Origin of the sequence: uncultured Romboutsia sp. (assembly GCF_958366745.1) — a bacterium.
GTDB classification, from domain to species: domain Bacteria; phylum Bacillota; class Clostridia; order Peptostreptococcales; family Peptostreptococcaceae; genus Romboutsia; species Romboutsia timonensis.
The window spans coordinates 1-26,152 of the sequence record NZ_CATXCO010000013.1; the positions used below are offsets into that span (position 1 = coordinate 1).

27 protein-coding genes and 1 other annotated feature are annotated in these 26,152 nt (G+C 25.6%); of the genes, 22 read left to right on the forward strand and 5 right to left on the reverse strand.

Annotated features, from left to right (window positions below):
- The 3 genes from Q5F54_RS02155 to Q5F54_RS02165 form a co-directional block, all read right to left on the reverse strand.
- Positions 1 to 442, reverse strand: a 442-nt coding sequence (locus Q5F54_RS02155; RefSeq protein ID WP_331562282.1) for a hypothetical protein, incomplete at its 3' end; no start/stop codon positions are given.
- Positions 443 to 457: 15 nt separating this feature from the next.
- Complete coding sequence (locus Q5F54_RS02160; RefSeq protein ID WP_331562284.1) at positions 458 to 1,666, reverse strand: MBOAT family O-acyltransferase; 1,209 nt, start codon at positions 1,664 to 1,666, stop codon at positions 458 to 460.
- Between the two features lie 401 nt (positions 1,667 to 2,067).
- Positions 2,068 to 2,532, reverse strand: a complete 465-nt coding sequence (locus tag Q5F54_RS02165; RefSeq protein ID WP_281538456.1) for a DUF4358 domain-containing protein — start codon at positions 2,530 to 2,532, stop codon at positions 2,068 to 2,070.
- Positions 2,533 to 2,751: 219 nt separating this feature from the next.
- Here Q5F54_RS02165 and uppS point away from each other — a divergent pair, with 219 nt between their 5' ends.
- The 12 genes from uppS (at position 2,752) to Q5F54_RS02225 (ending at position 15,731) form a co-directional block, all read left to right on the forward strand.
- Entirely contained in the window at positions 2,752 to 3,396 is a 645-nt protein-coding gene (gene uppS / locus Q5F54_RS02170; RefSeq protein ID WP_071119557.1) for a polyprenyl diphosphate synthase, read from the forward strand.
- Positions 3,397 to 3,509: 113 nt separating this feature from the next.
- Complete coding sequence (locus Q5F54_RS02175) at positions 3,510 to 4,313, forward strand: N-acetylmuramoyl-L-alanine amidase (protein ID WP_288525746.1); 804 nt, start codon at positions 3,510 to 3,512, stop codon at positions 4,311 to 4,313.
- A gap of 100 nt (positions 4,314 to 4,413) precedes the next feature.
- Positions 4,414 to 5,322: a patatin-like phospholipase family protein gene (locus tag Q5F54_RS02180; RefSeq protein ID WP_288525744.1), complete on the forward strand. Its 909-nt coding sequence runs from the start codon at positions 4,414 to 4,416 to the stop codon at positions 5,320 to 5,322.
- Between the two features lie 49 nt (positions 5,323 to 5,371).
- On the forward strand, positions 5,372 to 7,069 hold the full coding sequence (locus Q5F54_RS02185; protein WP_281537966.1) for an Eco57I restriction-modification methylase domain-containing protein: 1,698 nt from the start codon (positions 5,372 to 5,374) through the stop codon (positions 7,067 to 7,069).
- A 58-nt stretch (positions 7,070 to 7,127) separates the two neighbouring features.
- Positions 7,128 to 7,472, forward strand: coding sequence for a hypothetical protein (locus tag Q5F54_RS02190; protein ID WP_143023160.1), 345 nt, complete (start codon positions 7,128 to 7,130; stop codon positions 7,470 to 7,472).
- Between the two features lie 116 nt (positions 7,473 to 7,588).
- Complete coding sequence (locus tag Q5F54_RS02195) at positions 7,589 to 8,800, forward strand: patatin-like phospholipase family protein (RefSeq protein WP_288525742.1); 1,212 nt, start codon at positions 7,589 to 7,591, stop codon at positions 8,798 to 8,800.
- 133 nt (positions 8,801 to 8,933) lie between these two features.
- On the forward strand, positions 8,934 to 9,194 hold the full coding sequence (locus tag Q5F54_RS02200) for an HPr family phosphocarrier protein (RefSeq protein ID WP_071119563.1): 261 nt from the start codon (positions 8,934 to 8,936) through the stop codon (positions 9,192 to 9,194).
- A 69-nt stretch (positions 9,195 to 9,263) separates the two neighbouring features.
- Positions 9,264 to 10,976 carry a phosphoenolpyruvate--protein phosphotransferase gene (ptsP, locus tag Q5F54_RS02205; protein WP_281538475.1) on the forward strand — a complete coding sequence of 571 codons (1,713 nt, stop codon included), beginning with the start codon at positions 9,264 to 9,266 and terminating at the stop codon, positions 10,974 to 10,976.
- A 179-nt stretch (positions 10,977 to 11,155) separates the two neighbouring features.
- Complete coding sequence (locus Q5F54_RS02210; RefSeq protein WP_281538476.1) at positions 11,156 to 12,178, forward strand: LacI family DNA-binding transcriptional regulator; 1,023 nt, start codon at positions 11,156 to 11,158, stop codon at positions 12,176 to 12,178.
- Positions 12,179 to 12,392: 214 nt separating this feature from the next.
- Positions 12,393 to 12,640: a binding site (T-box leader), on the forward strand.
- Positions 12,641 to 12,767: 127 nt separating this feature from the next.
- A complete protein-coding gene (asnA, locus tag Q5F54_RS02215) occupies positions 12,768 to 13,772 on the forward strand; it encodes an aspartate--ammonia ligase (protein WP_281538477.1) in 1,005 nt (334 codons plus the stop codon).
- A 71-nt stretch (positions 13,773 to 13,843) separates the two neighbouring features.
- Positions 13,844 to 14,233 carry a YkvA family protein gene (locus Q5F54_RS02220; protein ID WP_071119567.1) on the forward strand — a complete coding sequence of 130 codons (390 nt, stop codon included), beginning with the start codon at positions 13,844 to 13,846 and terminating at the stop codon, positions 14,231 to 14,233.
- 292 nt (positions 14,234 to 14,525) lie between these two features.
- Positions 14,526 to 15,731 carry a dicarboxylate/amino acid:cation symporter gene (locus Q5F54_RS02225; RefSeq protein WP_281538478.1) on the forward strand — a complete coding sequence of 402 codons (1,206 nt, stop codon included), beginning with the start codon at positions 14,526 to 14,528 and terminating at the stop codon, positions 15,729 to 15,731.
- Positions 15,732 to 15,867: 136 nt separating this feature from the next.
- On the opposite strand, the gene Q5F54_RS02230 is transcribed toward Q5F54_RS02225, so the two are convergent.
- On the reverse strand, positions 15,868 to 16,944 hold the full coding sequence (locus Q5F54_RS02230) for a histidinol-phosphate transaminase (RefSeq protein WP_281538479.1): 1,077 nt from the start codon (positions 16,942 to 16,944) through the stop codon (positions 15,868 to 15,870).
- A gap of 187 nt (positions 16,945 to 17,131) precedes the next feature.
- Here Q5F54_RS02230 and hpt point away from each other — a divergent pair, with 187 nt between their 5' ends.
- From hpt to Q5F54_RS02260, 6 genes are all read left to right on the forward strand, one after another.
- On the forward strand, positions 17,132 to 17,650 hold the full coding sequence (gene hpt, locus Q5F54_RS02235; protein ID WP_071119570.1) for a hypoxanthine phosphoribosyltransferase: 519 nt from the start codon (positions 17,132 to 17,134) through the stop codon (positions 17,648 to 17,650).
- 323 nt (positions 17,651 to 17,973) lie between these two features.
- On the forward strand, positions 17,974 to 19,287 hold the full coding sequence (locus tag Q5F54_RS02240) for an MATE family efflux transporter (RefSeq protein ID WP_281538480.1): 1,314 nt from the start codon (positions 17,974 to 17,976) through the stop codon (positions 19,285 to 19,287).
- A 149-nt stretch (positions 19,288 to 19,436) separates the two neighbouring features.
- The gene (locus Q5F54_RS02245) at positions 19,437 to 20,333 is read left to right on the forward strand and encodes a phosphatase PAP2 family protein (RefSeq protein WP_281538481.1); all 897 of its coding nucleotides are present in this window, start codon (positions 19,437 to 19,439) and stop codon (positions 20,331 to 20,333) included.
- A gap of 26 nt (positions 20,334 to 20,359) precedes the next feature.
- Positions 20,360 to 21,586 carry an NAD(P)/FAD-dependent oxidoreductase gene (locus tag Q5F54_RS02250; RefSeq protein ID WP_281538482.1) on the forward strand — a complete coding sequence of 409 codons (1,227 nt, stop codon included), beginning with the start codon at positions 20,360 to 20,362 and terminating at the stop codon, positions 21,584 to 21,586.
- Positions 21,587 to 21,686: 100 nt separating this feature from the next.
- A complete protein-coding gene (locus Q5F54_RS02255) occupies positions 21,687 to 21,902 on the forward strand; it encodes an alpha/beta-type small acid-soluble spore protein (protein WP_071119574.1) in 216 nt (71 codons plus the stop codon).
- Between the two features lie 147 nt (positions 21,903 to 22,049).
- Complete coding sequence (locus Q5F54_RS02260) at positions 22,050 to 22,220, forward strand: hypothetical protein (protein WP_143023161.1); 171 nt, start codon at positions 22,050 to 22,052, stop codon at positions 22,218 to 22,220.
- 49 nt (positions 22,221 to 22,269) lie between these two features.
- On the opposite strand, the gene Q5F54_RS02265 is transcribed toward Q5F54_RS02260, so the two are convergent.
- Positions 22,270 to 22,743: a hypothetical protein gene (locus tag Q5F54_RS02265; RefSeq protein ID WP_281538483.1), complete on the reverse strand. Its 474-nt coding sequence runs from the start codon at positions 22,741 to 22,743 to the stop codon at positions 22,270 to 22,272.
- A gap of 114 nt (positions 22,744 to 22,857) precedes the next feature.
- Between Q5F54_RS02265 and Q5F54_RS02270 the strand changes: the two genes are divergently transcribed.
- The 4 genes from Q5F54_RS02270 to Q5F54_RS02285 form a co-directional block, all read left to right on the forward strand.
- A complete protein-coding gene (locus tag Q5F54_RS02270) occupies positions 22,858 to 23,331 on the forward strand; it encodes a hypothetical protein (RefSeq protein WP_281538484.1) in 474 nt (157 codons plus the stop codon).
- Between the two features lie 25 nt (positions 23,332 to 23,356).
- Entirely contained in the window at positions 23,357 to 25,123 is a 1,767-nt protein-coding gene (locus Q5F54_RS02275) for a GAF domain-containing SpoIIE family protein phosphatase (RefSeq protein ID WP_281538485.1), read from the forward strand.
- 10 nt (positions 25,124 to 25,133) lie between these two features.
- The gene (locus tag Q5F54_RS02280; protein ID WP_281538486.1) at positions 25,134 to 25,727 is read left to right on the forward strand and encodes a flavodoxin family protein; all 594 of its coding nucleotides are present in this window, start codon (positions 25,134 to 25,136) and stop codon (positions 25,725 to 25,727) included.
- A gap of 37 nt (positions 25,728 to 25,764) precedes the next feature.
- Positions 25,765 to 26,152, forward strand: a 388-nt coding sequence (locus Q5F54_RS02285) for a chorismate synthase (RefSeq protein WP_302333933.1), incomplete at its 3' end; no start/stop codon positions are given.

Here is a 26,152-nt window from a genome sequence, read left to right on the forward strand (position 1 = left end):
AAAAAGCTATAGAAGTAGGAACTACCATTAATTTTGATTTTATATTAAAACTTTCATACATATATGAAGCAGTATTTAATATATTAGAAATATTCTTATCTACACTTTCTTTATTAAATTTATATTTTTCCATAAGTTTATTATTTTTTCCAACATAAATATCTCTAAATTCTCTTTGACCTATTATGTAATTATAAGTATTTTTTAACTTTATAAAGTTAGCCCTTAATGGAAATTGATCAGATGTATATTCATCGAAATTTTTCATAAACTTCTTATTATATATATTTTCAAATGATATTCTAGGAAGTTGAGTTAATATTTTATTTTCTATTTCACTTATTTTTTTATCTTCCGTAAATAATGTTATTATAGGAACACTAAAAATAAAGATTACGAAAAAAGATATTGTAATAAATTTTAATAAATTTTTATTTTTCATAAATTCACCAACTTCCTAAAATCTAAAATATAAAAATGGATTAAATGATGCATCTACTAAAAATGATGTAGAAAGTATCATACCAAATATTAAAGTTATAATTCTTATATATTTATATCTATCTAGTATTATTTTTATAATAGGTGTAGAAGCAATAATGGCAAAAATTATAAGAGTTATATTAGGAATTAAATAGTATAAAAATACATCATCTACTATAATATTTTTAAAATTAAACATAGAAATTAAATAATTATAAACACCATTTAAACTATCTATTTCAAATAATACAAAACCTATTATAACTAAAAACATAGTATAAAAATGTTTTATCCAATTAGGTAGTTTTTTTAAAAATTGTAGTAAAAATAACTTTTCAAAAATTAATATAATTCCAAAGTAAAGTCCCCATAATATAAAATTAAAACTAGCTCCATGCCATAATCCAGTTAAAAACCAAACTATAAATATATTAAGGAACCATCTACCTTTACTACATCTATTTCCTCCTAAAGGTATATAAACATAATCTCTAAACCATACTCCTAGGGATATATGCCATCTTCTCCAAAATTCAGTAATAGATTTTGATATGTAAGGAAAATTAAAGTTTTCTAAAAAGTCAAACCCAAAAATTTTTCCAAGTCCTATAGCCATATCACTATATCCACTAAAGTCAAAGTAAATTTGAAGTGTGAAACATATAATTCCTAACCAAGATGTAGCCAAAGATAATGTATCGTAGGGCGTTGCTTTTATACTGTACCAAATTACACCTAAATTATTGGCTAAGATTACTTTTTTACATAGTCCTATAATAAATCTATAAACACCATCATAAAATTTATCAAAGCTATGAACACGATGATTCAAATCATATGAAATATCAGAATATCTAACTATAGGACCTGCTACAAGTTGGGGAAATAATGTAACAAATGTAGAAAGAGAAAAAATATTTTTTTGAATAGGTGCCTCATCTCTGTAAACATCTATGGTATAAGACATTGTTTGAAAAGTATAGAAGCTTATACCTATAGGTAGTGTAATATTTAATAAAGGTGTATTATAGTTAGTAAGGCTATTTACTATAGATATAAAAAAGTCACTATACTTAAAGAACGCAAGTAAGCTTAAATTTATTATAATAGAGAAAATAAGGGCTAATTTAGCCTTATATGTATTTCTATACTTATCTATAATTAGAGCATTTATATAATCCACAACACATGAAAATAGCATTATAAAAATATATATAGGCTCTCCATACGCATAAAATATTAAACTAAATATAAGTAAGATAAAGTTTTTAAGCTTATAAGGTACTAAATAGTAACAAAATAAAACAAGTGGTAGAAAGTAAAATAAAAATGTTATGCTACTAAATACCAATATATCACCACCTTTAAATTTATAAAAAATTCATTTTGATTGAGCTATGTGTCAGCAAAATATTTACTGTCACCAACCATATATCCCTGTTTTTAATATGGATATATATTGCTCAAAAATAATTATTTTATTGAAAGTTACACACAAATATATATTTCATAATATATTAGTATATTGAAAAAGAGTATATCAATATAAAAAATATTGATATACTCATATAATTTTAATAAGTATTATTTAATCATTTCTAATATTTTTGATTCTATATCCTTAGCATTATTAGTAGCTATAAAATAAACATAATCACCAACACTTTCAAGTATAGAATCAGCAACAGCAGTTGCATTTTCTTCTCCTCCGTATCCATCAGAGAAACTTCTTAAATTGTTAGTTTTATACTCTTCTATTGCTTTTTTTACTTTTTCAACATTATCTGTTTTAACTACGAATACATCTTGTAATTTTACATTTATCATAGCTTGTAAAACAAAGCCTTCTTTTATATCATCTTTAACATTTTCAAATACATAAAATTCTTTTGCATCTATATCAAATATAGGTTGAATAGGTAAAAGTGTTTCATTATTTATTGCTGATTTTATATCAGAAACTGGTATATCTTTAACTTCAGACTTAGATGAACATCCAACAAGTCCTAATGTTAAAACTAATGATAATAAAGCTATTAATTTTTTCATTGTATCCTCCAAAATATATTTATTTGTAATAATTATATAAATTTTACTATTTTCTACAATAAAAATCAACTTCAAAAAAGAAACAATATCTTAATTATTATTAAAACTTATTTCTAGTTATTTAGATATATATATTTCATAAATAATAAATATTATAGTGTCTATAGTATGTAAATAATGTAAATAATCTTAATAAAATTATTTATGAGGTGAATTTTAATGAGAATACCAAAACATGTAGGTATAATTCCGGATGGAAATAGAAGATGGGCACAAAATAAGGGAATGACTAAAGACAAAGGATATGAAAATGGACTTGATCCAGGGATTGAAGCATATAGAGCATGTAGAGATATGGGAGTAGAGGAAGTTACATTTTATGGATTTACTACAGATAATACTAAAAGACCATCTATTCAGACTAAAGCTTTTACAGATGCATGTATAAAAGCTGCTCATATATTAAATGATGAAGGGGCATCTCTTTTAGTAATAGGAAATACTAAATCTCCAATGTTTCCAAAAGAATTATTACCATTTACAAATAGGACAAAAGGAAAAGATGGACAAATAAAGGCTAACCTATTAGTAAACTATGGTTGGCATTGGGATTTAAATACACTAGCAGATGCAGAAGGTGTAAATAAAAATAATATACAAAATCATATACAGTCATTTGATATATCAAGATTAGACTTGATTATAAGATGGGGAGGAAGAAGACGATTAAGTGGATTTTTACCAGTTCAATCTATATATGCAGATTTTTATGTATTAGATGAGTACTGGCCAGACTTTAATAAAAATCATATATCAGAAGCCTTTAAATGGTATAATACACAGGATGTTACTTTAGGAGGATAAAATAATATAAAATAGAATTAAATGTTTGCAAATGTTGAAAATTGCGTTTTTGGATGTTAAAATATAATTTATTAATAATATAAATAATATTATATATCTAGAAAGGCAAAAACATGGCTAATAGAAGAAATAATAGAAAAAGTAGAAGAAACAAAAAACGAAGAATAAATAAAAAGAAATTAACATTATTATTTATAGTAGTTATATTGTTTATTGCTGGAGCTTTTAAATTAACACAAGGTGCAATTTCAACAATAAAAAATACAAGTAATAATAAAAAACAAACATCTGTTGTTGAAAGTTCAAATAATGAATATGAAAATTTACCGACAGAAGTAGATAAAAATATAAATAAAAAATATACAATACTTATAGATCCAGGTCATGGAGGTAATGATAAAGGAACTATAGCCAATGACAAAATAACATGTGAAAAAGATATAACATTAAAAGTTGGAGCATTAGTGGCTCAAAAGTTAACAAAACAAAAAGATGTACAAGTAATAATATCAAGAAATGAAGACAAATACGTAAGTCTAGCAGATAGAGCAAAGCTTGCTAATGAGCAAGGTGTTGATGCACTTGTATCTATACATCTAAATGGTCAAACTGGAGGAACTGACGCATTTGGACTTGAAACTTATTATACAAAAGAAAAAAATGATGGTTCATATGAACTTGCAAAACAAATTCAAGAAACTATAACTTCATATATAGATGTAAGAGATAGAGGTGTAAAACCAGAAAGATTCCAAGTTTTATTACAAAGTAAAATGCCAGCAGTATTAATTGAATGTGGTTTTTTATCTAATGATGAAGAAGCTAAAAAATTAAAAGATGAAGCATATCAGGAAAGTTTAGCAGAAGGTATAGCTCAAGGAATATTAACATATTTAGATACAAACTCAAAAAAATAAAGATGGCAAATGCCATCTTTTTTATATATTAAATTATATTACCTGTAACTATAAAAAAAAAATACATATATTAAAGTAGAATAAAAATAGGAGGAAAATTATGAGTGATTCTACTTTTAATATATTATCATTTGATGGAGGGGGAATTAGAGGGGCTTTAAGTATAAAATTATTAGAAAAAATACAAAATGAAACTCCTAATATAGTAAAAAAATCAAATATGATAAGTGGAACATCGACAGGAAGTTTAATAGCTCTAGGTTTAGCTTATGGGATGACTCCAAGTGAAATAAGTAATTTATATTCAAAAGAAAATCTGGAGTATATATTCGATAAATCTTATTCACAAATATCAAGACCTAAATATGATAATAATCACTTAAAAGAAATACTACTTAGTGTATTTCCAGAAAATTTAAAGTTAAAGGACTTAGGTAAGTTAGTTGTAATACCAACATTTTATGTAGGTAATGAATATAATTCTTGGAAAGCTATTTTTTATAATAATCTACCAAATTCAGAAACAGAAGATTATAGGGTTGTAGATGTTGCAATGGCCAGTAGTGCAGCACCTGTATTTTTTCCATCATATGATTGTCATATAGATGGAGGCATAATAGCAACAGATCCAAGTTTAGCAAGTATAATATATTCTATAGATGAGGAACTTGGAAAGAGAATGGATCAAATAAGACTTTTATCCTTTGGAACAGGATATTGTTACAATAGTATAAAGGAAGATACAAGTAAATGGGGTGCTATAGATTGGGTTATAAGCAAGGATCCAGATCTACCTATAATATCGGTAACACTAGAAGGAAATGCTCAGCTTAGCCAAATTTTTTCTAAAAAGCTATTAGATAGCAATTATTATAGAGTAAATCCTAAGATGGATAAGGACATATCAATGGATGATACAAAATCAATGGATTATTTATTAGAATTAGCAGCGGAATATAATATAAAAGATTGTATAAATTGGATAAATAACAAATGGAATAAAATATAGTATACTATAATTAAATATAAAAGTGTTTGTCGTGTTTAGGGGGAGAAAAATGGGAGAAACTTTTGCTATATCTAAGTTATATGAAGAAAGCTTAGATATAAATATAAAAAAAAGTAAAGGAGTATATTATACACCGAAAATTATAGTAGACTATATACTTAACAATACTATAAAAAATCATGATATACTTAAAAATCCGATACCAAAAATATTAGATATATCATGTGGTTGTGGAAATTTTTTATTAGAAGCATATGATATTTTGTATGATTTAATAGAAAAAAATTTATACGAATTAAAGGAATTATATGGTGATGAGTATATAAGCTATGATACTATTCATAATCATATAATAACTAATTGTATATATGGATACGATATTGATGCTGAAGCAGTAAATATATTAAAACAAGGACTTAAAGATAAAGGTAAAGGATTATCAGTAGATAAGTTTAACATATATTGTGAAGATTCACTAAAGATAAAATTAAATAACAAGTTTGACTATATAATAGGAAATCCACCGTATATAGGTCATAAAAATTTAGATAGTGATTATAAAAAATATATACTAAAAGAATACAAACAAGTATATAAAGGTAAAGCAGATTTATATTTTTGCTTTTATAAAAAAATAATAGATAATTTAAAAGATGATGGGGTTTGTAGTATTATAACTCCGAGATACTTTTTAGAAAGCCCATCAGCTAAAGACCTAAGAACTTACATAGATAAAACTACTAACATAGTAGAAATAATTGATTTTTTAGGATGTGAAGTTTTTAAAGACATAGGAATATCTAGTTGCATATCTACATTAAAGAAAGAAAAAAATTCACAAAGTACCAATATTCTAAGAATAAAAAATCAATCAATAGACATAAATCAATTTCATTCCATAGAAAAACTTATAGAAAATAATATTTTTGAAAGGTTAATATTATATAAAAATACAATAAATAAAGATTGGATAATAATTAAAAAAGAGGATAAAACTTTTTATGATAAAATTGAAAACTATTGCAATTACTCTTTAGAAGATATATGTACAAGTTTTCAAGGTATAATAACAGGATGTGATAAAGCCTTTGTAATAGATAAAGATGATGAAAAAATAAATCTTATAGATGATAGATTTCTTAAATCATGGGTAAAAAATAAAGAAATTCAAAAATATACAATTAAAGATAATAGATATAAGTTAATATACTCAAATGATATAAAAAATGAATCAGATAATCCTATAATAATAAATGATTTTATAGGGAAATATAAAGAAAGATTGTTAAATAGAAGAGAATGTAAAAAGAAATTAAGATTATGGTATGAACTTCAATGGGGAAGGGAAAAAGCTATTTTTGAAAGAAAAAAAATAATGTACCCATATAAATCTTTTGAAAATAGATTTGCCATAGATGAAAATAATAGTTTTTCTAGTGCAGATGTATATTCATTTTATATAAATAAAGAGTATGAGGAAATTTTTTCTTACGAATACTTAGTAGGACTATTAAACTCTGAAGTGTATAATAAGTATTTTAAGATAAACGCAAAGAAGATAAGTAAAAATGCATATGACTATTATCCTAACAAAGTAATGAAAATTAAGATATTTAAGGATTCTAACTATACACATATAGAAGATTTATCAAAACAAGTTTTACAGAGACTAAAAAATGGTGAAAGTAATATAAGTGATTTAGAGTATAAAATAAATAATCTGATTAGAGGATCCCTTGGCATATAATCACAAATATAATATTTCTACATATAATATATTTGAGTGTAAAAAGGGAGGAATATATATGATTAATGCAAGGGTAGATCAAAATTCAAAAACTGTGTATGTTGATGTTAGTGGCTATATAACTAATGAAGAAGCAAATTCATTTTTAGCAAAACATAAGCAAATGACAAAGGGGCTAAGAAAATCACAGTATAAATTAGTGGTTACACCTTCTAAATTTGAATGTGAAAATGACAATGATATAAAATCAGTTTGTATAGCCCTATATAAAGGTGGATATAGACAAATATATATGGTAGATCCAAAAGGATATATAATGAATACAGTATCACTAAGTTCTATGGAGCAAAAAATGTTTACAAAAGTAGTTAAGTTTGTAAAATCTGTAGACGATATAAAGTAATTTAATAATTACTATAAAATGAAAGATATATACCTAGTAACTTTTAAACTTGAAATACAGGATAATTTATAATATATTCTAAGTATATATCTTTCTTGTTTAATATAGGTGATTTTATGAAAGGTTTAGTATTAGAGGGAGGAGGCACTAAGGGTGCTTACCAAATAGGAGCATATAAAGCTTTAAGAGATTTAGGAATTGAGTTTCAAGGTGTAGCAGGAACATCGATAGGAGCCTTAAATGGTGCATATATAATTCAAAATGATATAGAAATTATGGAAGATATTTGGTTAACATATGACTATACTCATTTTATGAATATAGATGAAGAAACTTATGAAAAATATAAAAATGTAGATTTTACTGCAAAAAATATAAATAGTGTTATAGAACTTATAAATAAAGCTAGAAAAAATGAAGGTATAGATATCAGTCCACTTAGGGAGCTATTAGAAAAAACATTAAATGAAGATATTATACGAAAATCTAATAAAGATTTTGGTCTTGTTACAGTTTGGTGGGATAAAAAAATAAATCCACACCCATTATACATAGAAGATATACCAAATAAAAGGCTTATTGATTACTTAATAGCAAGTTCAAGCTTACCAATATTTCAATTAAATCGAATAGATGATAAACTTTTTTTAGATGGGATGTTTTTTGATAATATGCCAATATCTTTACTAGAACAAAAAGGATATGAAGATATAGTAGTAATAAGATTACTTGATGACTTTCTAGGAAAAATAAATTTAAATAAGTATCAAAATATAAATATAAAAACAATAGTACCATCAGAGTATTTAGGAGGATCCTTAAATAAAGATAAGGATAATGTACAAAAAAATATAAATTTAGGATATCTAGATGCTATGAAAGCTTATGACAGATATGAAGGAATTAAATATTATTTTAATGTAGACTATATGTTTGATGAAGAGTATTGTTTTAATAAATTTAAAAGCTTAAAAATAGAAACTATAGAAAATATATTAAATTTATTTAATATAAAGAAAGATCCTACATTAAGAACATTATTAGAAGTTTTGATACCTAAGCTTGGTGAAAATTTAGGATTAGATAAAGATTTTTCATATAAGGATTTATTCTATTGTATATATGAAAAAAAGCTTGAAGAAAATAATATAAATAGAATTCAGCTTTATGATTTTCATAAACTCTATGATGTAGTAAATAAAAATATAAATGAAAATAAAAATATATCCTTAACTTATGAAACAAAATCAATAATACCAATGCAAAAAAATAAGTTTACAAAAGTAATTACTAATAGTATTATAAAAGATTTTTCAAATCAATTTTAAATATAGGGACAAAAAAAGTCCCCAGGGATAGAAAACAACAAAAATACTAGAAATTTTACCAAAATCAAGTTATAATAAAGGTAAGCTAATAAAGTAAATAAATACTTAAAAATAAATTTTGGAGGTTTTACAAATGGAAAAAAATGTAAGCATAAAAAACGCAAGCGGATTACACGCTAGACCAGCAGGAATGTTTGTTAAAAAAGCTGCTGAGTTCAAATCTACAGTAGAAGTAATAGCAAAAGGAAAAACTGTAAACGCTAAATCTATAATGGGTATAATGAGCTTAGGATTAGGTCAAGGTGATGAATTAACAGTTGTTGCTAATGGTGAAGATCAAGAAGCAGCAGTTAACGCTTTAGTTGAATTAATCGAAGGTGGATTTGGAGAATAATAATTAAACTTCGGTTTTATCCGAGGTTTATTTAATATATTTAAGGTATATAAATGAGGAGGAGTAGTAATGTATAAAGGAACAGGAGCATCTCCAGGGATAGCACTAGGGAAGGCTTTAGTAATAGAGCATAGTGAATTAGTTATAGAAAAAAAGACTATCGAGAATATAGATAAAGAAATACAAAAGCTTGAGAGTGCAGTTAAGGTATCTAAAGAAGAATTAACTAAGGTTAAGGAAAAGGCTTTAGCTGAGCTAGGAGAGCATGAAGCTGAAATATTTGAAGCTCATTTATTAGTATTAGAAGATCCTGAATTAATTGGCTCTGCAATATCTAAAATAAGAGATGAAAAAGTTAATGCAGACTATGCATTAAATGAAATAAAAGAAATATTTGTTGCAATGTTCGAATCTATGGACAATGAATACATGAGAGAAAGAGCAGCAGATATAAAAGACGTTACAAATAGGGTATTAAGACATATATTAGGTATAAAAGTAGTTGATTTAGCAGAACTTGATGAAGAAGTTGTATTAATAGCACACGACTTAACTCCATCAGATACAGCTACAATGAACAAGAATATGGTGCTTGGGTTCTTAACTGATATAGGTGGAAGAACTTCTCATACAGCTATAATGGCTAGAACATTAGAAATAGCTGCTGTAGTTGGATTAAATGATATAACTAAAAAAGTAAAAGATGGGGATTATATAGTATTTAATGGAGATACTGGTGAAGTTATAGTTAATCCTGATGAAGAAACTAAAGCTAAATATGCTTCATTAAAAGAAGAATTTGAAGAATACAGAAAGTCTTTAGAATTATTAAAAGGACAAGCATCAATAACTACTGATGGTAGACATGTTGAACTTGCAGGGAATATAGGAAGTCCTAATGATGTAGAAGGACTTATAAAGAATGATGCTGAAGGTGTTGGACTTTATAGAACTGAGTTCTTATACATGGATAAAGAGGACTCTTTCCCAACTGAAGAAGAGCAATATGAAGCTTATAAAGCAGTACTTGAAGGAATGAATAATAAACCTATAGTAATAAGAACATTAGATATAGGTGGAGATAAAGAACTTCCTTACTTTGAAATGGAGGCTGAAATGAATCCATTCTTAGGATACAGAGCTATAAGACTTTGTTTAGATAGAAAAGATATATTTAAAACTCAATTAAGAGCTTTATACAGAGCAAGTGTACATGGAAAATTAAGAATAATGTTCCCTATGATATCTTCACTTGAAGAATTATTAGATGCTAAAGAGGTAATAAAAGAAGTATTAAAAGAATTAGATGCAGAAAATATAGCTTACTCTAATGATGTAGAGGTTGGTATGATGATAGAAATACCATCTGCAGCAGTTATATCTGATGTATTAGCTAAGCATGTAGATTTCTTCTCAATAGGAACTAATGACCTTATACAATACACTTGTGCAGTAGACAGAATGAACCAAAAGATAAGTCATTTATACAATCAATTTAATCCAGCAGTATTAAGACTTATAAAAATGGTTATAGATAATGCTCATAAAGAAGGAAAATGGGTTGGAATGTGCGGAGAAAGTGCAGGAGATCAAAGAATGATACCTATACTTTTAGGATTTGGATTAGATGAATTCTCTATGAGTCCAATATCTATACTTCCAGCAAGAAAATTAATAACTTCTTTATCTTATGCAGATATGCAAAAATTTGCAGATGAAGTATTAGCTATGGGTACAGCGAAAGAAATAAAAGAATACGTTGATAAAACGTTTAATATGTAGTAAGAAAGCCTTAAATGATTATCAATTCATTTAAGGCTTTTTATTTATATGAAGTATAAGTTATAAATTATAGAATATATTATGTGAAATATTAAACAATAAATGGAAAATATGTGGTATTTAATCATACCTTTTTTTATAATATTAATATAACAATTAATAAAAAGGGGAGAATTTATGTGGCAACTTTAAAGGAAATATCGGAAAGGGTAGGTGTATCCATAAGCACAGTATCAAGGGTACTAAATCATGATGAGACCTTATTAGTATTAGACGAAACTAAGATGAAAATATTTGAGGCAGCAGAAGATTTAGAATATAAAACTATTACACAAAGAAAAAATAAAATAAAAAAAAGCAATAAATATAAAATTGGATTAGTTGAAATGTATGATGTTTCAAAGCAATTAGAGGATCCATATTATTTATTATTAAAAAACACAGTTGAAAAAGAATGTTTCAATAATAATATAAAATTAGTAAAGCTATATAATAACGGACTTAATTATGAATCACTTGAAGAAAAAGATTTAGATGGAATAATAGCCATAGGCAAGTTTTCAGATAAAGAAATCAATTTGATGAATGAATATTCTTCAAATATAGTTTTTTTAGATTCTTCTCCTGATGATGAAAAATATGATTCGGTAAAAATTAATTTTAAGATGGGCGTTTTTTCAGCACTTGATTATTTATATAATTTAGGACACACTAGAATCGGATATATAGGTGATGGAAATACACTAGGTGATAATAAATTAAGAGAGAAGGATGTAAGATTAAAGTACTACAATGAATATATGAAAGAAAAAGATATATTAAATGAGGATTATATAATAAATTGTGACATGACTGCATCTGCTGGATATACTGCTATGATAGAGTTTATAAAAAAAGGAAATTTACCAACGGCATTTTTTATAGCAACTGATACAATAGCAACAGGAGTACTAAAGGCTCTTTATGAAAATAAAATAAGTGTACCAAATGATATAAGTTTAATTGGGTTTAATGATATATTTGTTTCAAGATATACATTACCAGCACTTTCAACTGTTAGAGTTCACATTGAGAATATGTCTAATGCATGTGTTGGGCTTATGCTAGAAAGATTGAATAATAGAAATTACACTAAGAAGGTAATAATACCAAGTCAGCTTATAATAAGAGAAAGTACATCTAGTGTATCTAATGATAATTAAATAAGTATAAAGTTTTAAATTATTCTATTAAAAATTTTAATAAATAGGAAAAAGATTTCTACTTTAAAAGAGAAAATTATTTTTATATTAAACTTATTAAAAAGTATTAAATTTAAAAACTAAGTAAAATGAATTAAAACAATCAAAATTAAAGCAAAAATAAAGTAATTGACAGAATAAATTAAATATTCTATCATTAGCTTATATAAATAATTTAAAAACTGTGAATGGAAGAGTAAGTATAGAATGTAGTCAAAGCGAACTGGAGATGGTGAGAGTCCAGTATGAAGTCTATATTGAAGAACATCCAGGAGTTGCTAACCGAAATTTAAATTTAGTAGGCTTAGCCGGTATCAATCCGTTACCAAATTGAACTGTATCGAATAATCTGTACAGATGAGAGAACTTAAATTTTAAGTTAATCAGGGTGGCACCGCGGAAGTATAACCTTTCGTCCCTATATTTTTAATATAGAGACGAAAGGTTTTTTTATTGGACAAAAATTTATGGCCAGATTTTTGTTTAAAAATAAGTTTTGAATAAAATGTATGATATCATGCTCAAATTATAATGATAAGGAGAGAATAATATGTGTTTAATAATACCAGAACAATATAAATCAAGCCTAGGAGTAATACAAACTCAACAAGCAATAAAAGAGCTAAAGGATTATTTTGAACAAAGACTTTCAGAAGAACTAAAATTAACAAGGGTTTCATCTCCTTTATTTGTATTACCTGAGACAGGAACAAATGACAATTTAAATGGAGTAGAAAAAGCTGTAAATTTTAATGTACCAAATATAAATAAGAATGTAGAAATAGTACAATCGCTAGCTAAATGGAAGAGGGTAGCCCTTAAAAAGTATGGATTTGAGACTGGAAGAGGAATATACACAGATATGAATGCTATAAGAAAAGATGAAGAATTAGACAATATACATTCAATATACGTAGATCAATGGGATTGGGAACTTATTATAGATAAAGAAGAAAGAAATAAAGTAAAGCTAAAAGAAGTTGTAAAAAAAATATATAAAGTTTTTAAAGAAACAGAGGAACACGTTCATGAGATATATCCTGAAATAAAAAAGATACTTCCTAAAGAAATAACATTTATAACTTCTCAAGAATTATTAGATATGTATCCAGATTTATCTCCTAAGGAAAGAGAAGATAAAATTGTAAGAGATAAAGGTGCAGTATTCTTAATGCAAATAGGAAAGATATTAGATAATGGAGATAAACATGATGGAAGAAGTCCAGATTATGATGATTGGGAATTAAATGGAGATATATTATTCTATAATCCAGTATTAGATAATGCTATAGAGCTTTCATCTATGGGAATAAGAGTCGATGAAGAGAGTTTAAAATATCAGTTAGATGTAGCAAATTGTAATGATAGAAAAGAATTAGATTATCATAAGTCATTATTAAATGGAGAACTACCATATACAATAGGTGGTGGAATAGGTCAATCAAGAATATGTATGTATTTCTTAAATAAAGCACATATAGGAGAAGTTCAAGTTGGTGTGTGGCCTGATGATATGATAAGAAAATGTTCACAGTCAGGTATACACCTTTTATAAAATAACCTATTTATATAAGCTATTATATGGGTTATAATATAACTTAATATATAGCTTATGAGGTGATAAAAATGAGTAAAATGTCATTTGTTACTGATATGATATTAGATACATTTAAAAGAGTATTAGTTAGATTTAAAAATGCAAAATTTGGATTACTATTTTTTATAAATATTTTTAAAATACCAGATTTTTTAACTGATAATAGAGTTAATATATTTAGTAAGTTTAAGTTAATATTTTCACTATTAACTGCTATTTTATATATTATTTCAGGCATAGATTTAATACCGGAAATAATTACAGGTATGTTTGGATTTATTGATGATATCTTTGTATTAGTTTGGAGTTTAGGTATTGTTAATGAAGAAATAGAAAAGTATAAAAAGATTTTAAAAGATAGTAAAGACCCTAATGTAATAGAAAATGTAAACTATAATATATATGATGAAGATGAATAGTAATTTATTTTACTATTCATTTTTTGCGTATAAGGAAATTATACTATTATTTTTTATATAATCTTTAAAGAAAGGTAAAATAAATAGCTTTATAACTTTTATAAACTTATATGATACAATTGGTACTAATTATTATGTAGAAGAATATAATAAATAATTAAATTTTATTTTAAAATATATAATAAGATAGAAAACATGGAAAAAGATAGGGTAAAAAAGTATAAGGAAAATGTTGAAACATTGTTAAAAAATTGTTATTCTAAAGAAAAAGAATAATCATAGGGGGGAAATTATGAGTAAAAAGAAAATAGGATTAGTTCCTAAATTAATTATAGGTATCATAGCCGGTATATTAATCGGGTCGTTTGCTCCAGAATTTTTAGTAAAAGTTTTAGTTACAGCAAGCTCATTATTCTCAGCGTTCTTAAAGTTCGTAATCCCATTTATAATAATAGGATTTGTAACTGCAGGTATAGCGGATCTTGCAACAGGAGCTGGAAAATTATTAGGGGTTACAACAGGAATAGCTTATGGATCAACAATAGTAGCAGGGACATTAGCATTTATAGTAGCATCGTTGATATTCCCATCTTTCATAGGTCCAAGTGTAGCATCACAAATAGGAGATCCAGAAGCAGGAATGCTAGAACCTATATTTACAATACCATTATCACCAATGGTAGATGTAACAGCAGCAATAGTATTTTCATTTACTATGGGTCTTGGAATATCAGCGCTTAGAAATAATGATAAAGGGGAAATATTATATAATCTATTCCAAGAATTCCAAGAAATAATAACGAAGGTTTTATCAACAATAATAATACCTTTATTACCGATTTATATTGCAGGAACATTTGCAAATATAACATATGCAGGACAAGTGTGGAATATATTAAGTATATTCTGGAGGGTATATTTAGTAGTAATACCATTACATATAGTATATTTAATAATACAATTTACAACGGCAGGATTTGTAACTGGTAAGAATCCTTTAAAGATGTTAAAGAATCAAATACCAGGATACTTAACAGCTGTAGGAACTCAATCTTCAGCAGCTACAATACCTGTAAATGTTGAATGTGCTAAAAATAATGGTGTTAGTAAAGAAATAAGAGAATTTTGTGTACCTTTATGCGCAACAATTCACTTATCAGGAAGTATAATATCTGTTACATCATTTGCTGTTGCAGTACTTATGATGAATGGTATGGATCATGGATTTTCAACAGTATTTCCATTTATATTAATGTTAGGAATAGCAATGGTAGCAGCACCAGGAGCACCAGGGGGAGCTATAATGAGTGCACTTCCATTTTTACCAATGATAGGTATACCATCTGATGGTGGTCTTGCAAGTCTAATGATAGCATTATACTTAACGCAAGATAGTTTTGGAACTGCAGCAAACGTATCAGGAGATAATGCTATAGCAGCAGTTGTAGATCATTTAAATAAAAAGTGGAGTAAAAAAGCAGATAATAAAGTTGCTTAATATAAAAGAGTGTGGATTTAATCTACACTCTCTTTATATTAAGGTATTATAAAATATATATGCTGTAGATAACTTGTAATCTGATCATTGATTTTATCAACGATATATCGTTGACGAAATGGGAAAGGAAAAATTTTTATTTAAAAATTTTCTTTAAATTCTCAACTAATAATTTATTTTCTTCTGGTTTCAGAATACAGACTCTGAAAAAGTATTCATCTAAACCATCAAATGATACACAGTCTCTTATTATAATTCGCTCAGGTATAAGTTTTTCTCTAACTTCTTTAGCTGTAAGTGATTTTGATTGTATTTCGCATAATATAAAATTGCCTTGGCTGTTATAAATTTTTAAATCAGCGAATTTACTAAGTTCATTTATTAAATAATCTCTTTCTTTTGTCATTAAAGAATATGTACTTTCTATAAATTCACTATCATTAAACATTACCTCACCCATCATAGATGCAAAAATGTTTATATTCCATAAATCAAGGTTAGAGTTCATTTCAAATTTTATTTTATTATTTGAAATTAGTCCATAACCAAGTCTTATACCAGGAGTTGAAAAGAACTTAGAAGTACCTCTTATAACAAATAAATTCTTATATTTATCAACTAATGAAGTAGATGAATAAATAGACATATTTGTAAACTCTATATATGTTTCATCCACCATAACAAAAGAGTTAGTACTATTTAATATTTTTTCTACTTCATTTTTAGTAAAAGTAAATCCTGTGGGATTACTAGGATTACATATAACGATTAACTCATAATTATCTTTATTTATAGTTTCTATAAGCGTGTCTACATCTATATTAAAATCACATTCTTTTTTTGAAAAATATTTAGTTATATTACATCCTATTTTAGATAATTCCTTTTCATACTCTGAATAAGCAGGAGATAAAAGTAACGACTTTTTAGGATTAATAGTTTCTATAAAAGAAGATATTAATTCTGTAGCACCACTACCTAAAAGTATGTTATCTATTGAACAGTTGCAGTAATTAGATATAGAAGTTTTTAGTTCTATATATTCAGGGTCAGGGTATACTGATACTTTATCTATGTTATTTATTACATATTTTTTAGCTAGTTTTGATGATCCAAAAGGATTTATATTAGAACTAAAGTCCATAAAATCCTCTTTTGAAAATCCATATTGACTAGATAAATCATATAAATTTGCACCATGATTTACTTTCACATAATCACCATCCTAAAATTATTATTTACATATATAAATTATAATATAAATATATCATTATTCCAAATTATACTACTTAATTACAACTGATACGAATTATATATTAAAATTAAATAAAAATATTCTATTATTTACATATATATGATATACTAAGGTTATTATAATATACGTAAAGGAGACAGGGAAAATGGCAACTATAGATGTAATGATATCTGAAGAAGAAATAGCTAAAAAAGTAGAAGAATTAGCAAAGCAAATAGAAAAAGATTATGAAGGAGAACAATTATTAGTAGTAGGTATACTTAAAGGAGCCAGTGTATTTGTTTCTGATTTAATAAGAAAAATAAATTTAGATGTAAATATAGATTTTATGAGTGTTTCAAGCTATGGAAATGGAACTGAAAGTTCAGGGACAGTTAGAATATTAAAAGATTTAGATGTTGATATAGCTGGAAAAAATGTATTAATTGTAGAGGATATAATAGATTCAGGACTTACTTTAAGTAATTTAGTAAAAGAGTTAGAAATAAGAAATCCTAAATCATTAAAATTATGTACTCTATTAGATAAGCCTGAAAGAAGAACTTCAAATATACCAGTTGATTATGTTGGGTTTGTAATAGAAGATAAATTTATTGTTGGATATGGAATAGATTGGGCAGAAAAATATAGAAATTTACCTTATATAGGTTCAGTTACAGTTTAAAAATAAATTAAAAATATAAAATTCGTATTATAAACTAGTAATACGGATTTTTTTTATAAAAATTTAAGGATAATTATAAATATATAATTAATAAAAATGAACTACTTAACTATGGAATTTTTTAGAGGAACATGTTAATTAACTTATTTTTATAGTTAAATATTATTATTTAAAATATTAGATACGGATTAAATGAGGTATTTATAAAATACAATGAAGAAACAAGTTTAGTTAAAATAGAAATATTAAAAAATATAAATATTGACCTTGCCATTGGTGGAGGGTTTAATATTGTAAGAGTAAATAAAAAGGAGGAAAGGTAAATGGTCAAACAGTTTTTAGGTTATGCAATACCATCAGCTTTAGCTATGTGTATAGCATCATTGAATACAATAATAGATGGTGTATTTTTAGGAAATGGAATAGGAGATGCTGCACTAGGGGCAGTTAATATAGTAATGCCAATTACAATAGTGTTTTTTGGTCTGGCAACTATGGTATCAGTAGGGGGTGGTGCATTAATATCAAAGAACTTTGGAGCAAATGAAGATGAAAAAGGAATTAGTATATTTAGACAGGTTACATATATGCTAATAATAATGAGTCTTTGTTTAAGTGCAATTTGTGTTATATTTGCAAAACCAATAGTTAAAATAATGGGAGCTACTGAAAACCTACTACCATTAGCGGCTGAGTATCTAAAATATTATGCAATGTTTTGTTTACCAAGCTTATTAGGAATTGCATTTAATAGCTTTTTAAGAAATGATAATAAGCCAAAGCTTGCAATGGTATCTACCATATGTGGAACTATAAGTAATATAATTTTAAATTATATATTCATATTTAAATTGGGATTAGGTATAAAAAGTGCAGCAATAGCTACAGGATTTGGACAAATAATAACTCTTTTAATAGCTCTTCCACATTTTATATTAAAAAAAGGAAAATTAAGTTTTGGAAAGCAAAATCTAGAGGCAGGTACAATAAGGGAAGTATTAAAAATAGGATTACCATCATTTTTTGCAGAGGCAGCTTTTTCAGTTATAATATTTGTTCATAATTTAGTTTTAGTTAATACAGTTGGAGAAATAGGTATATCTACCTATGCAATAATAAACTATATAACTACGAATATATACTTAGTACTTTTAGGAGTTACTCTTGGGGCTCAGCCACTTATAAGTTACAATTATGGAGCTAAAGATGGTGAAAAAATGCTAGTATTTTATAAACTTTCAAATAGAACATCAATTATAATAGGAATAATTTTTGCTTTATTATGTTTTGTATTTGGAAGAGAGATAATTTCTGTATTTACATCAGATAAAGAGCTTATAAATATATCATATATAGCAGTAAATATAAACAACTTAGCGTATTTATTCATAGGAAAAAACTTAACTACAACTATGTACTATCAAGCTATAGAAATACCAAAATACTCAAACATGATATGTGCAATGAGATCTATATTAATTTTACCTATAGTATTAGTTATTATGGCAAAAGCTTTTGGGGAAAATGGAATATGGATTAGTATGGCAATATCAGAGTTTATGATTATATTAATATCAAAGAAAATATTCAATATAAATAAGTGTACAGAAAATGCAGTAACTAATCTAGCATCATAAATTACAATAATTTCAGTAAAAAGCCATATCATAAAAATGATGTGGTTTTTTCTTTAAGGAAAAGTAGCTATTATACAAATAATTTTTATTTAATATTTATATTAAAAAAAGTGTATAATCATATAAGATACAAAGATAAGGAGGAGATTATGAATATTCAGATTAATATATTAAAATTTTTTCAAAGTATAAGGAATCCAATATTAAATGCGTTCTTTTTAATATTAACAATAAGCACAGAAGTACCAGTTATAGTTATTTTAACTGCTATAATGTACTGGTGTATAAATAAAAAATATGGTCAAAAACTTTTATTTTCATTAACAGCAAATATAGCAATAAATACAGGAATAAAAGAATATGTAAAAGCACCGAGACCTATAGGAACTGAGGGACTTGAATCTTTAAGGGTGTCTACTGCTACAGGTTATTCTTTTCCAAGTGGACATACACAAACAGCTACAACATTTTGGACCAGTTTAATGATTATATTTAGGCAAAAATGGATGTATATATTAGGTTTAATAATGATATTAGGAGTTGGATTATCTAGATTATATTTAGGTGTTCACTGGCCTATAGATGTAATTTGTGGATGGATATTTGGTATAGTATTTACAATAATGTTCTCAAAATTATTTGATATTGTAGATAAAAATAAAGACTATAAACTTTTATTATTAACGCTAATACCATTTATAATTTTTATTTTTATAGTAAAAAGTGAATCATATATTAAGATGTTAGGACTTTTATCAGGATTTATATTAGGGTATATAATTGAAGATAAGTTTATAAAATTTAATACTATAGATGAATATAAAAAAGAAATTAGCTTTAGTTCAAAAATAGATACTAATAAAGACTATATAGTAAAAAGTGCATACAGATTTATATTAGGAATATTTACACTTTTATTAGTATTTTTAATATTAAACTATATAATGCCTAAATATGTATTATTTAAATTTATAAAATATTTAATAATAACTTTATATGCTGTAGCAGGTGTTCCAGCATTATTTAAAATAACAAAATTAGCTTAAAATAAATATAAACTTGAGGTGACAATTTGAAAAAAGTAGTAGTAATAGGAGCTGGAGCAGCAGGTATGATGGCAGCTGCAACTGCGGCTAATAGAGGATTAGATGTAACATTAATAGAGAAAAATCATAGAGTTGGAAGAAAAATATTAATAACAGGAAAAGGTAGATGTAATATAACTAATGATTGTGATATAGAAGAACTTATAGAAAATGTACCTACAAATGGTAAATTTTTATATAGTGCATTTTACACTTTTACAAATACTGATGTTATTGATATGTTTAATAAATTAGGTGTTGAAACTAAAACAGAAAGAGGAAAAAGGGTATTTCCTTCAAGTGATAAAGCACATGATATTGCTAATGCCCTTGAAAAAATGATAAAAAGTCAAAAAGTAAAATTACTTCTTAATACAAAAGTAGATAAAGTAGTATCAAAAGGCAGTAAGATAGAAAAGGTAATATTAGATAATAAAAAAGAAATATTATGTGATAGTGTAATAATTGCAACTGGAGGACTTAGTTATCCATTAACGGGTTCAACAGGAGATGGATATAAATTTGCTAAAAGTCTTGGTCATAGTATAGTAGATACTAAGCCGTCATTAATAGGAATAGAAGTGCAAGAATCCTTTGTAAAAAATCTTGAAAAATTATCTCTTAGAAATATTGAAATATCAGTGTATAACAGTAAAAATAAAAAAATATATGATGATTTTGGAGAACTTGAGTTTACAAAGTATGGTGTTGACGGACCAGTTATAAAATCTGCAAGTTGTAGAATGAAAGATACTACAAAAGAAAACTATAAAATAGTATTAGATTTAAAACCTGCACTAGATGAAGAAAAATTAGATAAAAGGATACAGAGAGATTTCCAAAAATATACTAACAAGAAGTTTGAAAATGCATTAGATGACTTATTACCAAAAAAATTAATTCCTGTAATAATAGAATTAAGTGAAATTGATAAAGATACAGTTGTTCATCAAATATCTAGAGAACAAAGAAAGTTTTTAGTTCACTTATTAAAGAACATAACTTTAACTGTAAAAAGATATAGACCTATAGAGGAAGCAATAATAACTTCAGGCGGAATTAAAGTGAATGAAATAAATTCTAGTACTATGGAATCTAAATTAATAGAAGGTCTTTTCTTTGCTGGAGAAGTTATAGATGTAGATGCATATACAGGTGGATTTAACCTTCAAATTGCATTTTCAACAGGATATTTAGCTGGATACTATTGTTAGAAAAATATTATTGTGTGTAAAAATTACCAAGAATGAAAAGTAGTAAAGTCCATATAATACTACCAAGAAACAAAATTATTTAGAAAGAAGGTAATCAACAATGGCAAACAACAATAATAATCAAAAAGTAGTTCCACAAGCTAAACAAGCTTTAAATCAAATGAAATTAGAAATAGCTAATGAATTAGGTATGGCTAACTATCAACAAATGGACAAAGGTAATTTAACAGCTAGAGAAAATGGTTATGTAGGTGGATACATGACTAAGAAATTAGTTGAAATGGCTGAACAACAAATGGCTGGAAAGCAACAATAGTAGATAATAGAATAATATAGAGATACAATAGGAATAGCCTTATAAATTTATAAAATTTATAAGGCTATTATTAATTTATTTATATGGTAATAAAATTTTTATTTATGGATACAATACAAAAGAATATATATATAAGGAGTGGTACATATGCCTACAGTTAATTTTGATGAAATAAAAACTAAATTTATAAATGCAGATTTAGATGAAAAAATACGTATTTATACAACAACAGAAGGATTATCAGTGGCTGAATTTAGAGAGTTACTTAAATATTATCCAATACAACACTTATCAAAATTAGAAAAAGCATTAGGTTAATATAAAATAGAATATAATAAATTAAAAAAGAAGTCATTTGACTTCTTTTTTAATTTAAATTAGATTTATGCACATAGTTATAGATTCGTTCATCTCCTAGATCTATAGACTGAGTAGTTATATATTTTATAATACAATCAACATCAAAACTATTTAAATATTCAAGAGGAATGGATAAGGTGTAACCACTAGATTCTAGTAAATTTTTAAGTTTTATTCTTTGAGATATACTAGGTTTTTCAGGTATGGATTTTGCACCTCTTTTTTTGCTACTTGATAAGTTTTCATTTTGAATATTTATTAATTTTTCTATATAAGAGGTATAAGACTCTTTAAAATCATTTTCTAATAAAAGTTTTTCATCTAAGATATCATTTATATCTCCATTGGATATGATATTCTCAACAAACTTATCAGCAGTTAGTTTTCCAGTAGTAATTCCTTTTTGATATTTTCTAAGTATTTTTTTTGTATAATTATAAATTTTACTACGGATTTCTAGATCTAGTTGTTCCATTTGCATAATAAACACTCCTTTATTTATATGGTTAGAAAGCTCAATACTTTTATTATTGTCAAGTATAAAAAATAATATAATTGTAAAAATTAAAAATATAAACAAATTTGGAGGTACACTATGATAAATGGAATAATAAAACTTTTTTATTCTGAAGTTGTAAAAACTAATATGAAAAAAATGCCAAATGGGGAGTATTCATTGAAGGATGAATATAAAGAAATTAAAAACTTAACACTTAAAATAGATAGTTTAGCACTTAATATAATAAAACTTATAATAGTAATGATTACACTTATATTAGCATTTGAAATAAATACTCTATTAGGGATTGGATTATTTTTAATAGAGTTTTTATACATAATTTATAAAAGAAACTTAGAACAACAAATTTTAGACAGTATAAAGCATTTAAAAGATAATGTAGAAATGACTACATTAGATGTATTAACTGAGAGAGGAAAATCAGGTATAAACATACTTATAACTCTTTTGATACTTGGACTTATAACAAATTTTAATTGGTCTATAGTGATTAGCTTTATAGTTGTTTTTTTATTTACTATAAAAGATATATATAGTAATATTAAATAATGACGAAATAAGGGGGAGGACGAGTATGTTTGATAACAATAATACAGAAAATTATAAAATGAAAAACTTAGTTGATATATCAGCTATGGTAACTCAATCATTAAATTTCTTTGATATAAAGGATAAAATAATAGAAAAAATGCTTGAGGTAGTTCATCCCACTAAAGCATGTGTAAATTTATTTTATAGGAATAACTATGAATATGCTTATTTAGTGTGTTCGGAGACTTTAAATGAAATACCAGATTTATTTGATATAAAAACTTCAATGGGAATTAAAATAGATTTTAATGAATATCCTAAATATATACATGAAGCTGTAGCTAAAAAGGAAATAATATACATAGAAAACATATTTGAAGATGAAAGAGCAGTAGATGAAAGAGAATTAGCTAAAAAAGAAGGATATATAGGAAGAATTGTTTTTCCTCTTGTTGTTAATTATAATGTAGTAGGTTTTATGACTTGCTTTTTAACTAAAGATGATAAAATAAATGAATACGATATAGATTTTATTTCATCTGTATCATCTCTTATAAGTTTATCTATAGATATAACAATGAAAAATAACAATACTCATATGTTAGTTCATAAATTAAGAGGTGCTATTAGCTCTATAAATGAAGCAATACAAAAGCTATATTTTAATAATAATATAAATGAGTTTTTAGATCATTTAAGTAAACAAGCTTGCCATATAACACACAGTAAGGAGACTATAATAGTAACGGAAAAAGTAGAGAATAAAAATAAGATGTTTAGTTTCTATGGTGTAGAAGGAAAAAAGCAAACTAACATATATCCTATAATCGGAAAAATACTATCTCAAGATTCTATAGGAGCATATTGTAATGAAAATAAATTGAATTATAAGGAAATAAAAAACTATATATACTATAAGATTAAAGATAGTAAATCAGTTATTGGTTATATAGTATGTGCAAATAGCCCTAATTATACAGAGGATGATTTAAACATATTAAGTATATTTGCAAAACAGCTTTCGGTAGCACTTAAACTATATGAATATAATTTAGTAGAGATTAAACATAAGATTCTTGAAAATGAATTAGATGTATTAAATAAACAGCAAAAACTAATAATGAATGAAAGTAAAATAAAATATAGTATAGATAATGAGCTAAATTTCTATCATAGACCAGCTAAAGTAGTAGGTGGGGATTTTTATCATGCAATAAAAGTTAGTGATGAAAAAATAGTGTATATACTAGCTGATGTAATGGGACATGGTATAGTATCAAATTATGCAGTAGCTATTATAAAAGGAGCATTTAAAGTATTATCTAGAATTTGTAGCTCACCTGGAGAAATAATGACTAATCTAAATAATATGCTTTATGATGAATTTGATAAAATGGGAATATTCACAACTTGTTTAGTAAGTATGATAGATACCAAAGAAAATACAATAACAATATCAAATGCAGGTCATTATAGTCCTATTATAATAAAAAAAGATAGTTCTATAAAAAGAAATTTAGATTGTAAAAAAGGGATACCAATAGGTGTTATAGAAGATGTAAGCTATGAAAATAATGTATTAAGCCTAGATGAATGTAGTATGATTTGTATGTACACAGATGGGGTATTAGAAATAAAAAATAAATCAAAAGAAGAATATGGAATATCTAGATTAGAAAACTTTATAAAAAATAATTACAAAAATAATCAAGAAGTAATTATAGAAAAACTAAAAAGTGAACTTAAAGAATTCTCTAATAAGGATAACTATGATGATGATATATTAATAGTGATGCTAAAGAATAATTAAGGGGGATACTATGAATACAGATATTTTAATAATAAATGGAAGCCCTAGAAAAAATAGAAATTGCTTTAAAATTTCTGAAGAAATCTCAAATAAATTAAATCAAAATAATATATCAAATAAAATATTTAATATTTATGATATGAACATAGAATATTGTACAGCATGTGGTTTTTGTGAAAAAACTGGATTTTGTAAATTTAAAGATGATATGACACCAATGTATGAAATGTTTGATAAAGCAAAGGGAGTTATAGTTATAAGTCCTGTAAACTTTGATTGTATAACTGCAAAATTAAAAACACTAGTCGATAGAACACAGGCAATTTATGCAAGTAAATATATATTAAAGAAGCCTTCAATTGATAGAAGTAAAAAACGTATAGGAATGTACATTGCTGTAGGAGGATCTACTCCGTATGAAACACAATTTATGGGTGGGCAAATAGTAATGGACTTTTTCTTTAAAAGTGTAAATAACAAATTAAAATATAATATATATTTAAATAATACAGATAAGCTAGAGTATGAAGAAAATACATCATTTAAAGAAACACTAAAAGAAAACTTAAATAAATATATAATAGATATAAAAGAGCTTGATTAAACAAGCTCTTTTTGAGTAAAAAACAAAGGAGGAAAATATGTTAAGATACTTAACTAGTGGAGAATCACATGGAAAAAGCTTAATATCAATATTAGATGGAATACCAGCTAATATTGAATTAAATATAGATGAAATAAACTATGAATTAGAGAAAAGACAAGGTGGGTATGGTCGCGGTGGCCGAATGAAAATAGAAAAAGATAAGATAAATATCTTAAGTGGAGTAAGAGGAAAAATAACATTAGGTGGACCTATATCAATAGAGATAAAAAACAAAGACTATGAAAACTGGATACAATATATGAATCCTATGGACAACATTGATTTTGAAACTAAAAAAGTAGAAAAAGTAAGACCAGGGCATGCTGATTTAGTTGGATGTTTAAAATATGATTTTGAAGATGCGAGAAATGTACTTGAAAGAT